Here is a 12,272-nt window from a genome sequence, read left to right on the forward strand (position 1 = left end):
AGGGTGGTTTTGCATCCTGATCATGAATAAATTTTATACCCGAATCAATGGGCACATCCACGAATCCGTGTTCGGGTATGGTGATTTTAGACCAGACTATCTCATTATGATGATGCTCAGTGGGTCTTATGATAACTGTATACTCACCAGAGGGCGCCAGTTGTGCCGTCAGATTTTTCCATTTCCCAATGATTTTTTTTTGTTGATTTACCAGGGTCACATAATAAAATGGTTTGGATAAAAAATCAGCGGCTTGGATATAGAACCCCATATCCAGTTTGATATCATTGAGTATCCCTGGTTTTAGTTCATGAATACCCAGATTCACAGTTGTAGTTTCATGCTCTTTTTGACGCCACAAAAAGGTATAACGGCCAGCTGGAATAACCTGTGAAATCATGGGCCCGGAAAATCTGGCGATCACATTATCGGTTTCTGGGTAATTTATGCCCCACCATTTGGGAGGAGAAATCCCTTTGGGTATGGTAATGCGGAGACCAGTATCTACAGGCAGTTCTACTTTTTCTCCGCTCTTCACGGTTACAGTAGCCGTCAATATCACATTTGTACTTTTATGTTCATTCTGGTGCCATGATAATTGATACTCTCCTGGCTTTACCCGCGTGGAATCAGCACTTGACCGGGTGGCTTGTTCCCCGGTTTCTGCATCCACCAGGGACCAGTATTTGGGGGGCATGGTGACCCAAGATGCCGGTTTTAAGATTACAGTGCCGGGCCCGGGCAGTTTCAATCGTTTAGATTTGGTTTCTTTTTGTTCCACTTCTGCCACTACAGGAGGGTCAGGTAATAGCTTCTTGTCCACGATACTTTCTTTTAAACTTTGAAGGGCATTTTTAAGCTCTTTCGTATTTCCGGCAAAAAAATAGCCGCCGTTTCCTTCCTTGGCAATACACCTAAGCTGTTCATCAGCCTTGCTGGTTACGTGGAATCCTATGACATGAATCGTCAGATTTATTCCCTTTTCATTTAGTGTCTTGATATAGCCGCATGGATTGCCCTGGCAGGTTTCTATTCCGTCGCTGATCAAAATAACAGCATTGTTTGTATCTTTTCCGGAAAAAACCTCCGGGGTCTGTCGTAAAATTTTTTCAATGGGTGTTTTCCCGCGAGCATTCAAGTTTAACAACTTTTGAATCAATTCTTGCCGGGATGCACCGATTTCAGACACAAGTTCAATATCATTGCAATTTCCTTTTTCCCGGTGACCATAGGCAAGAAGTCCTATTTTGATCTCATCAGGTACGTCGTTTAACAGGTCTTTTAGAACCGCTTTTGCAATAACGATCTTTGGCTGGTCATCCACCCTTCCCCACATGGAGCCGGAACAGTCCAGTATAAACAATAACTCTGAAGGAAAGGCTTTTGTTATCATAGATGCTGAAATACTTACAAAGCAAAAAACAAACGCAATAATGATTCGCAGAATATATGTCAAAACGATAATTCCTCCTATAAAGTATGATTTACACTTCTATCTTTATTTCCAGTGTCCCGGGATCCAGCGTCCCCGGGGCCCATGATGGCCTGGAATCCAGGCATTTTTCTTTTTTAAAGGTTTTATATTTTTCCAGTGTCCCGGTACCACATTCCCCGAATTATTCAAATGAGTCGGTATCCATGTCTTTCCAGGTTTTACAGGACCCTGGTAAATCCAGTGTCCCGGAATAATGTTTCCACTAGGGGTTCTTACAAGTTTTATCCATTGAAAGTTCGGTCCGGGTTTGGGAGGCCTGGAATGGGCACAGGAGAATGTAAAAAAGAAACTGAAAATGATAACAATAAATACAATAAAACTTTTTTTGAGATTCATGATTATATTCCTTTTTTGATACAAAAACATAATGATAAGAAAAACAATTGTATTCTGCCAATTTTTTTAATAATGAAAACATCAAAACCGGCCTTTGTCAAGGGATGCATAAAAAAGCACAGCTGACCCATGAAATATTAGCAAAGCTTTTTTGGAATATACTTCGATAAAATCAGTATGCTTGATCAACAAATAGCGGGTTAATTAGTTGTTCCATTTTTTTTGGTATTTTGCAGACGTCTGATTTTACTGATAATATATACGGGTGGTTCATAATGTTTGCTTTCAGTTGATTGCGGGTAGTATTGAAGAGCTTTTTTGTAAGCCTTGAGAGCACCCTGGTAGTTTCTATTGTCTTCCAGGGCTATCCCCTGATACCAATATCCAAGATGGGATTCCGACTTCTCTTGGATAAGTGTTTCCGCTGCAGTGATCAGGTGGCCGGAATTAGTGAGGGAATGGATGCGGGCTCTGCGCAAGGCGAGATCGTGTTTGTTTTTCGGCACAGGTGGAACAGTGACTTTATTAGATTTTAAAGTGTATTTGTCTAATTTCAGCCTGGCTGATAATTCCTGGCCCGGTATTAAACAGGCACTGGGTTCAATCGCATAGAATATTTGAAACACGGTCCGGGGATGGAAGGCTATCTTTTTATCCTTTTGTGCTCGAAGCAAGGTAATCCTGCTTTTATCTATTTCTGTGGTCTTATCTTTTCCTTTAGCAAGGGAAAAGGTAATATTATCTGTCCAGGTGTTTTCATCAGCTATTATTTGAATTGAGGATATGGGACTGCCATCCAGCATCTCCTGCTGTAGTTTTCTGCTGAAGAGTCGGAGGACAACAAGAGATTTTTCTTTTGGTGTTCCGGGAATGAGGCTAAGAGAAATATTGACCGGAGGAACAAGGGTCGTTTCTCTGGTAATCTGACTACAGGATCTTAATAGCATAATCATAATGATTACAATCAAACAAATCAGTAGCAGTGGTATTGCAATATTTTTTTTCATGGCCATCTTATCTAATTCCCGCCGTAATGCGTCCCTTTCAAGTCTACCATTGCTTTACAGGCTCCCCGTGTGGCGTTGCCGGCGACGGGATAGGGTTTTCCGCCTTCCGTTCTTTGGGGCGGTGCGTTAATACCAGTACCCTCTTTACTAGTGCAATAGCTGCTTCTACTGGCATTTCCTTCATTGCCGGGGTAGGCATATATCCTGTTATCCCAGCCCAAATAGTTGGACGGAGGCCCATACCGCATAACGCAGCTTACATCTCCAGACCAGATCCCTCCGGTTACTGCCGTATCTCCCGGGATAAATTCCAGCATTGGATCGTTGTTACGATAATTTTCCAGATAATTTTCCAAATCGGAATTATCTTTTATAACCTGACGGTCTTCTCCATGATGCGTAAGGTTAACCCCATGGCCCAGTTCATGGGCAATCGTCTCGTTTAGCAATTTTAGAAAAGCCGCTTCAATGGATGCATTATATTCAATGGGCGCATTGGTTATTGTTACATCATAATAGGTATCATATCCCTGGACAACGCTTCCCTTTGCGGTAGAAAGATTTCCGTCTTTAATTTCTCTGTATTCATACATGTCCGTGCTTTTCCCCATTACCTCAAAAACAGCATGTTTCCAGATGGTGAGACAGTCGACGGTGATATCTCCCACAACATTGGGGCAGCCGATACCTTCAGCAAAGCCCAGTGAGCCTTCAACAAAACCACCTCGCAGGTATATTCCTTTCTGCCCATTCTGAGATTCCAGCGTCCCATAACCCCGGTTAAAATTCACAAATTTGTCATCATTAAATTCATTTTGATTGATCAAGGAAACCGTCAAATCCAGTTCAGTGAACAATCCTACACCAAACCCCAGTTCATCATAGATAAAGATATCTTTACGGGTGGGATCAGTCGTTTTCCAAATGTCATTAATAAAAAATCCCCGGTATTCTTCGTAGTTGGAGAAACCATCACCGGGCTCTGCAGGGTCACCCACATCCCTGGGTTCTTTATCATTATCCGCACTGGCCGGTTCACTATAAATAGTGTATTTTTTCTCCCAAAAATCGGCAATATGGTCTTCGTCCTTATCGTATGGCACAGTGACATAGGTTTTGCCTTCATCGGTTTTACAATCGTGCCAGACACCGGCAACTTGTATCTGTGCTTTGAGTTTTGCCCAGGCGCCGTAATCTTTTGCCATAATAGAGACGCTAGCTTCAACTTGTTTGTTTTCGGACTCAATCTCCCAGCCGTCACTCGTCTCTATTGGTTGTCGGAACCCAGCCTGATTTTTTTCAAATTCAAAATCAAGACTATCTTCATCCCCTTTGTTTAGAGCTATTCCCTTTTCTTTACTTATTTCTGAAAGAATAAACTTAAAGATTCCTTTTTCTTCTTTTTCTTCTATATAAGCCCTGATGCTAATGATATTGCTTTCGTCGCCCCCCTTTGGCCGCCAGTCTTCCGAGGCGGTTTCTATTGTGGCGTTAACACCTTTGGCAAGGGATAGATTATATGACCAGGAAACTATATGTTCGCTGTCACTGTGAACAGTCGTATACGGGGTGTTAACTTGTGATAGGTAATATTTTGGCGTATAGGTGCCATTACCCTGACCGCTGCAGCCAAATCCTTCTAAGGAAAAGTTTTGAGTAGAAAAAACAGGGTCCGGTAGGTTATATCCATAATCATCAATTTTCATCAATGTTTCTGAATGAAAATTAACACCCAGGATAACACCGTTAAACCCAAAACCACATCCCTGGGTTCCATTACGGTCAAGGTCGATTTTATTGCCGGTATGTTTTTGATAGCCTTTAGCGGTCAGCCTAAAGGTCTTTTTATTGATCACGGAGGAAATAGTAAAATGCGGAAAAACCTTAACGTCTCCACCAACCGAACGGCGGTCTCTGATAACAACCAGGGCACTGCACCCCTGCTCTTTTTGCTGTTTATCAATTTGTGACCGCCAGGTATTTATTTCGTTGGGGTTATAGTTCTCATCAGGCAGTGGCAGGGCAAAGTTCCTGGAGAAAGACCAGGATTCCATATAGGTATCTTCTCTATATATATCAGAACTGTCATGGGTGCTCTCCCCTTTTGTATGCCCGCCGAAATTAACGCTGAGCTTTTGTGCATAGATCCAATATGTGTCACAGCTGTTATCTACTGGATAAATTTTGGAATCTAATAGATATGAGAGATGTAGATCAGCGTAAACGAGAAGACCATCCATATTGATCGTGATGTTATAATTGTCGCTGCTGTTACCCCTGGCTGAATAAGAAAATGAACAGGTTCCTTCGTCAAAAAATAAAACTTGATCATAATCACAGCGTGGCTTAACTTGTGCTGAGGCAAGAGGGGTCGTCAAGAATAACAGACAAAAAAAGAATAGGCATGATAATTTGATTTTACCAATCATAATTTAAGTAAACTATGTCACGACTGTTCACTGATTTCCTTTTTAGAATCATCATCAGGGTTCTGAGCTTCGGACTTCACCCAAATATTGTCATAATGATAAAATATTAGGATAGTAGAATGTATTTTGTCAATAGAAATAAGGGCGTAGTCCGGGAGGAGTGTTTGTCCTGTTATATTGATAATAGGCACACAAAGTATTACATATGCGATATGAAAGCTATGCAAAAAGGATTGCCGTATCAAACTTTAATTTCAAGTGTCCTGCATAGATATGTGACTGGTCAGCTAAAGCCAATTAAAGCAGAATAAGGTAATAGGAATTTTTGTCTGCAATCTAAAATAACATAAGGATACCGCGCATGGATAATTTTTTATACAAAGCATTGATTGTTGAAGAGCCTGAAAAAAATAAATTTATTCGTCAAATTAAAGATGTCTATAGTGATGATCTGCCCAAAGGGGATGTTCTCATTCGGGTTAAGTATTCTTCTTTAAACTATAAGGATGCTCTATCTGCCACAGGAAACCGTGGTGTCACAAGACAATACCCGCATACACCCGGAATTGATGCGGCAGGAATATTGTCTCACCTTGGGTATTGTGTAACCGCTGTCTCCGGGAAAGCAGATACCACCTTGCTGAATAATCTTGGCGTCAAAACCATCATTGCCAGGAATGATTTTCTTGAAAACACAAAACCGCCCATTCTAAAAGAACAATGGGCAGGCGTCATTGACACGGTGGGAGGAAATATTCTGGCAATAGCTATAAAATCAACTAAACAGGATGGAATCGTAACCTGCTGCGGCAATGTAGCATCCGCAGATCTGCCCATTAATGTATTTCCCTTCATATTAAGGGGCATCTCCCTTCTCGGAATCGATTCACAGCATTGTGCCATGGAATTTCGGTCAAAGGTCTGGGAAAAACTGGCCACAGACTGGAGATTTGGCATGCTTGAAAACATCTATGATGAAATTTTCATAGATCAATTAAGTGATAAAATTGAGTGCATATTAAAAGGAGAGCTAAGGGGCAGAACTCTGGTAAATCTAAACTAAATATTTGTTTTATCTTGACAATGCTGCCAAATTAACCTTTAATTTTAATGAGCTTCTCATTCCAACCATTAATTTAAAAAAAAGGAGGCTATTATGACAACCCCACAACATTGCCCAGGTTTTGAACAATTTCAGAATTTAAAATCCTTTATCTGCAATTGCCCTAAATGCAATGCGCCAAAGGAAATTTTCTCGGATGAATTTGAAAAAACCCATAAATGCGATAAATGCGGTGAGGAAATAGATTTCACCACTTGTACGTATGATGCAGGCACATAATTTTAAACTTATTATTAAATAACATCCCGATTTTTTACCCTTGAGCCAATCCTTTCCGGCCCAAATGAATAAGAAACCGGGATGTTTGTTGTAACCCTATCATGAAACCGTTCAACTCCATTTGCTTTTTGATCTATATAGCGCTACCGTCACTGTCACTACTGTTGTTCATACCGACTATATCTTCCTGCTCATCCAAGGATAAAAAAGGATTTTCAGAAATCCAATGGGCTCAGCAGGTAGAAGAAACTAAAACACAAGACCTGTATGCCCCCCATTATAAGGATAGAGAATTTTTCGTCCCATGGATAGAGATAGCGGACAAAAATTTTCTGGATGTACTGGGATGGAAACTGTTTTCAAAAACAGATTACACGAACCAGGAAAAAGAATTTCTGCCCCTGGTGATTCCTGATACGGCAAAAAGGCTTCAACAGACCAAGGGTGATTTTATTCTCTGGATTGGGCACAACACCTTTTTAATCCGGATTGGCGATGTATACTGGTTGACAGACCCTATTTTTTCCAAACGGGCCTTACTGCCGGCAAGACGGACGTCACCGGCACTAAATCTGAGAGAGTTCAATAATATTGTCAATGATGTCAATATTGTGATCTCCCACAATCATTATGATCACCTGGACCGACCCAGCATGAAACAATTGCCGCAACATTCAACCGTCTTCGTGCCAAAAGGCCTCAAGGAATCTGTCCTGGACATGAATAAGAATAATGTGCATGAGATGGACTGGTGGGAAGAGTTTGAAATTGGAAACGATTCAAAACTAATCTGCCTTCCGGCCCAGCGCTGGTCCTTGAGGATCAGCCAGGGAAGAAACCGGTCGCTTTGGGCATCATATCTTCTTGTAACACCCTCTATGACGCTTTATTTTGGCGGTGATTCAGGATATTTCAAGGGCTTCAGGGAAATTGGCAAAAAATATCCAGGAATTGACTATGCCTTTATGGCGACCACCGCATACCACCCCAGATGGTTCATGCATTCCCAGCATATGAATATTAAAGAAGCGGTCAAAGGTTTTGAGGATCTCGGTGCCCGCTATTTTATCCCGACCCAGTGGGGCACTTTTCATCTGGGCAGCGAACCTGCTGGGTTTCCGGGAATTGACCTGAGCCGCCATATACAAAAAAATCTCCTTGATCCTTCCCGATTCAAAATAATGGATATCGGTGAAATCCTTCCCATTGGTTCACCCATAAAATAATCGGAGAGAATTTATCTATAATGGCGAATTATTCAATACGGATATCATCTCCTAAAAGCAAGTACAACAAAGCCATTCGGACATACAGACCGTTTTTAGCCTGATTGAAATATTGAGCTCTGGGATCCTTGTCCACTTCCTGAGATATCTCATCAACACGTGGCAGAGGATGCATGATGATACTCTTTTGTTTCATCAGCTTAATTTCTTCCATCCCAAGAATATATTTACCTGATGCATTTTCATAGTCTTCCAGATTATGAAAACGTTCTTTTTGAATACGTGTCATATACACACAGTCCAGCAGTGGCAGCACTTTTTCAAGTGAACTGACTTCCTCCCACTCAACCTTATTTGTCGTGAGATACTCTTTGATATCCTCATCCATTTTACAAACTATCGGTGAAACATAGTAAATTTTAATATTATCGTATTTGCTCAGTAAATAAGAAAGGGATCTAACGGTACGCCCGTATTTTAAATCACCAACCATGGCTATCGTAAGTCCGTCAATGGTTGAAAAATTATCTTTAATTGTATAAAGATCCAGCAGTGCCTGGGTCGGATGCTGACCCGAACCATCTCCCGCATTGATGACAGGGACATTAGAAACTTCTACAGCCATTTTTGCGCTGCCCGGTTCATTGTGGCGCATGACAATCAAATCTGCATAACCGCACATAACACTTATTGAGTCATAAAGAGTTTCACCCTTTGCAGCACTGGAAAACTCTTTTGCATTTTCTGTTGTAAGAATACTGCCGCCAAGTCTTGCCATGGCACTCTCAAATGAAAAACGAGTACGGGTTGAGGGTTCATAAAAAAGAGATGCCATGATTTTACCTTTCAGGACATCAGCATACCGTCTTTGTTTCGCTGACAGATCATTTCTCATTTCATCTGCGACATTAAAAATGATATCCAGCAGCTTTGGATCAAATTGCTGAGATTCATAAACATGTTTCAAATCAAATTTTGTCATCTTACCCTCCTTGCATTGGTCTGTATCACTTTTCCCCTATGAACTTGAGGACAATACGATTATGGTATATTTTTAGTTTAAATCCATTCACAATTAAACTTGCGCCTTTGGCTATCATAAACAATTGATATTGTATAGCAAAAAAATTTGATTTATATTATTATCCTGTAAATAGAATTTTGATCAGCAATTATAATTTTAACAATTAAAGACGGTCAATTATGGATTTAGTAACAATCTTGAATAATTTTAAAGCACTTGGGTTCACTGAATATGAAGGGAAAGTTTATTTGTCTTTATTACGGCATCATCCATCCAGTGCTTATAAGATATCAAAGGATTCGAACGTCCCGCATTCAAGGGTTTATGATATTACAAGAAGGTTAATCAAAAAAGGATATGCGATTTCTCAAGGCACCAATCCTGAACAATATTCTCCGATATCACCGGAGGAGCTGATCAATAGCCTTAAACGGGACAATGCAAGACTGACAGGAGAGCTTCAAACACAACTTGACTCCATTAATTTCGAATCTGACTTTGATCCGGTATGGAATCTTTCCGGGAAAAAAGAGGCTATTGAACTTTGTTTTGAACTAATTGAATCTGCTGAAGAAGAGATCTATATCGGGTTGTGGGATGAAGAGCTTAGGATTTTTAAAGATATCCTGCAAAAACGCCACAATGAAGGTGTAAAAGTCTATGTATTGATTTATGGCGACATGGAATTGAATTTTGGGAATGTTTTTTACCATAGTATAGTGAATATTGGGAATGTAAAAGCAAATGACCCTACTCTGGATCTTGTTATTGATTCAAAAGTCTGTATAACGGGCAATCTTGGAGGCTCCAGAGCCTGCCAGGCTGTCTGGACAAGGAATAAAGGCTTGGTAGAATCCATAGAAGGGTATCTGATCCACGATTTTTTCATTGCAGAGATTGGTAAAAAATTTGGGAACGAAATTGATAAAACTTTTGGTCGTAATCTGGAAAAACTTCGGAAAAAATATGATCACTAAAAATTTATGGCTGGCTTTACTCGTATTAAAAATATAATTAATTGTGCTTGACATAAAAAAGATCATGAGTTACTACTCCAGTAGTGTTAAATAATTTTAAATAATTAGTGATAGTTATGAAAAATCAAAAAAAACTTGCAGTGATTGCACTGGGTGGGAATGCTCTATTAAGGGGAACTCAAATAGGTACCATTGAAGAACAAGAGCAAAATACCTTGGAAACAATCGAAAGTTTGGTTTATCTGATAAAAGAAGGCTATGATCTTGTTATAACTCATGGTAACGGCCCTCAGGTCGGCAATATTTTGATGAGAAATGATGCCGGAGAGCAAACATATAATATTCCTCAAATGCCACTTGATGTATGTGTTGCGGATTCCCAGGGTGGCATCGGATATATGATTGAACGAATGTTAAGAAATGTTATGAAAAAGCATGGCATTAAACGGGAAGTGGTTTGTCTGGTCACCCAGGTGGTGATTGATAAAAATGATGCTGGTTTTTCAAATCCGACTAAAAGAGTTGGTAAGATATATAACAGGGAACAGGCTGATTTGCTGTCAAAAGAAAAAAAATGGGCCTTTAAAGAAGAAAAAAAAATGGAGGATGGATGGCGAAGGGTTGTTCCCTCACCAAAACCGATAGAGATCATTAATGAGACTATTATTGAGTCCCTGGCAAAACAAGGCAATATCGTCATCGCAGTGGGTGGCGGCGGTATCCCTGTATACATTGATAAAAAAGGAGATATCCGGCCATCTGAAGCTGTGATTGATAAAGATCTTGCTTCCTCATTGCTGGCTGCCGGAATTGGAGCGGATGAATTTTATATCTTAACAGATGTTCCCTATATTTATTTAAATTATGGTCAGCCTGACCAGCAAATTCTTGAGTTCCTGGACAAAAATGACACTGAAAAATATCTTAAAAATGGTGTCTTTACGGAAGGAAGCATGGCACCCAAGATAAGAGCGGCATTAAATTTTATAAACCAGGGTGGAGATAAGAGTATCATTACTGAAGCGACCAAGCTTTCCGATAAAAAATACGGCTCAAAAATCACACTGAAATATGATAATGAGTGTTGACAAAGCAGAAAAGCGAAACTGATAATTTATTTCTCACTACTTTAATTTAAAACATAACACATTTAAACAGGAGATATCTTATGGCTTTTAATTTAACAAATAGAAATTTTTTAAAATTGTTAGATTTTACACCAAAGGAAATCAAGTTTTTATTGGATCTTTCCTTTGATCTGAAAAAAGCAAAATATTGCGGAATAGAACAACCTCGCCTGACGGGTAAAAACATTGCTTAGATTTTTGAAAAATCATCCACTCGCACAAGATGTGCATTTGAAGTAGCCGCTTTTGATCAGGGGGCACATGTTACATATCTTGGGCCATCCGGATCTCAAATCGGCCATAAAGAGTCTATGAAAGATACTGCCAGGGTATTGGGAAGGATGTATGATGGAATCCAATACCGTGGATTTGCTCAAAAAACTATTGAAGAATTAGGGAAATACGCTGGTGTTCCTGTGTGGAATGGTCTGACAAATGAGTACCATCCAACACAGATTCTGGCGGACTTTTTAACAATGATTGAGCATTCCGACAAATCGCTCAATGACATATCATTTTGTTACATGGGAGATGCTAAAAACAATATGGGAAATTCTCTCATGGTGGGAGCGGCTAAAATGGGGATGGATTTCAGAGCCGCTGCTCCCAAACAATGTCTTCCCGACAAAACGCTTGTAGAGGAATGCCGGAAAATTGCAGAAGAAACAGGTGCAAAGATCACGCTGACCGAGAATATCGAAAAAGCTGTCAAAGGTGTCGATTTCATTTATACGGATGTCTGGGTTTCCATGGGAGAGGCAAAAGAGGCCTGGGATGAAAGAATTAAACTTTTAACTCCTTATCAGGTGAATCAGAAAGTAATGGATTACACCGGCAATAAAAATATTAAATTTATGCATTGTCTGCCGGCTTTTCATGACAGAAAAACGACGATAGGTGAAGATACTTATCAAAAATATGGTTTGGATGCACTGGAAGTAACTGATGAAGTTTTTGAATCAAGTGCATCAATTGTATTTGATGAAGCAGAAAACAGACTGCATACCATCAAAGCTGTTATGGTCGCAACACTGGGAAGATAAAATGTTAATTACATGCTCAAAGGTCAACCCCAAAGCGGTTGAATAGACCACAGGTCCTTCCGGTGTGGAAGTATTCTTTGAGCCTATATAAAACGGAGGATATAATGGATAAAAGAATTAGAAGAAATGTATTGATTTTAGGTGCGGCTGGTAGAGATTTTCATAATTTTAACACCTTTTACCGGGACAATAAAAACTACAAAGTGGTGGCATTCACTGCTGCTCAGATTCCGGATATCGATGGCCGGAAATATCCGGTGGAGCTG

At 40.1% G+C, this 12,272-nt stretch carries 10 protein-coding genes and 1 pseudogene; 6 read left to right on the top strand and 5 right to left on the bottom strand.

The window, feature by feature from the left end:
- From K8S13_RS15150 to K8S13_RS15165, 4 genes are all read right to left on the bottom strand, one after another.
- Nucleotides 1-1,456, bottom strand: a 1,456-nt coding sequence (locus K8S13_RS15150) for a VWA domain-containing protein (protein WP_291463742.1), incomplete at its 3' end; no start/stop codon positions are given.
- Between the two features lie 42 nt (nt 1,457-1,498).
- Entirely contained in the window at nt 1,499-1,831 is a 333-nt protein-coding gene (locus K8S13_RS15155; protein ID WP_291463744.1) for a hypothetical protein, read from the bottom strand.
- A 200-nt stretch (nt 1,832-2,031) separates the two neighbouring features.
- On the bottom strand, nt 2,032-2,838 hold the full coding sequence (locus tag K8S13_RS15160; RefSeq protein ID WP_291463746.1) for a tetratricopeptide repeat protein: 807 nt from the start codon (nt 2,836-2,838) through the stop codon (nt 2,032-2,034).
- Between the two features lie 11 nt (nt 2,839-2,849).
- Complete coding sequence (locus K8S13_RS15165; RefSeq protein ID WP_291463748.1) at nt 2,850-5,078, bottom strand: hypothetical protein; 2,229 nt, start codon at nt 5,076-5,078, stop codon at nt 2,850-2,852.
- A gap of 550 nt (nt 5,079-5,628) precedes the next feature.
- On the opposite strand from K8S13_RS15165, the gene K8S13_RS15170 reads away from it, so the two are divergent.
- From K8S13_RS15170 to K8S13_RS15180, 3 genes are all read left to right on the top strand, one after another.
- A complete protein-coding gene (locus K8S13_RS15170) occupies nt 5,629-6,330 on the top strand; it encodes a zinc-binding dehydrogenase (protein WP_291463750.1) in 702 nt (233 codons plus the stop codon).
- Between the two features lie 93 nt (nt 6,331-6,423).
- A complete protein-coding gene (locus K8S13_RS15175; protein WP_291463752.1) occupies nt 6,424-6,609 on the top strand; it encodes a hypothetical protein in 186 nt (61 codons plus the stop codon).
- A gap of 101 nt (nt 6,610-6,710) precedes the next feature.
- Nucleotides 6,711-7,835, top strand: coding sequence for an MBL fold metallo-hydrolase (locus tag K8S13_RS15180; protein WP_291463754.1), 1,125 nt, complete (start codon nt 6,711-6,713; stop codon nt 7,833-7,835).
- A 28-nt stretch (nt 7,836-7,863) separates the two neighbouring features.
- On the opposite strand, the gene pyrB is transcribed toward K8S13_RS15180, so the two are convergent.
- Nucleotides 7,864-8,817 carry an aspartate carbamoyltransferase gene (pyrB, locus tag K8S13_RS15185; protein WP_291463756.1) on the bottom strand — a complete coding sequence of 318 codons (954 nt, stop codon included), beginning with the start codon at nt 8,815-8,817 and terminating at the stop codon, nt 7,864-7,866.
- A gap of 221 nt (nt 8,818-9,038) precedes the next feature.
- Here pyrB and K8S13_RS15190 point away from each other — a divergent pair, with 221 nt between their 5' ends.
- The 3 genes and pseudogenes from K8S13_RS15190 (at nt 9,039) to argF (ending at nt 12,006) form a co-directional block, all read left to right on the top strand.
- Nucleotides 9,039-9,836, top strand: a complete 798-nt coding sequence (locus K8S13_RS15190) for a TrmB family transcriptional regulator (protein ID WP_291463758.1) — start codon at nt 9,039-9,041, stop codon at nt 9,834-9,836.
- 116 nt (nt 9,837-9,952) lie between these two features.
- On the top strand, nt 9,953-10,924 hold the full coding sequence (gene arcC / locus K8S13_RS15195; RefSeq protein WP_291463760.1) for a carbamate kinase: 972 nt from the start codon (nt 9,953-9,955) through the stop codon (nt 10,922-10,924).
- Between the two features lie 80 nt (nt 10,925-11,004).
- Nucleotides 11,005-12,006, top strand: a pseudogene (gene argF / locus K8S13_RS15200) (ornithine carbamoyltransferase).
- Nucleotides 12,007-12,272: the final 266 nt, after the last annotated feature.

The organism is Desulfobacula sp. (genome assembly GCF_021107415.1).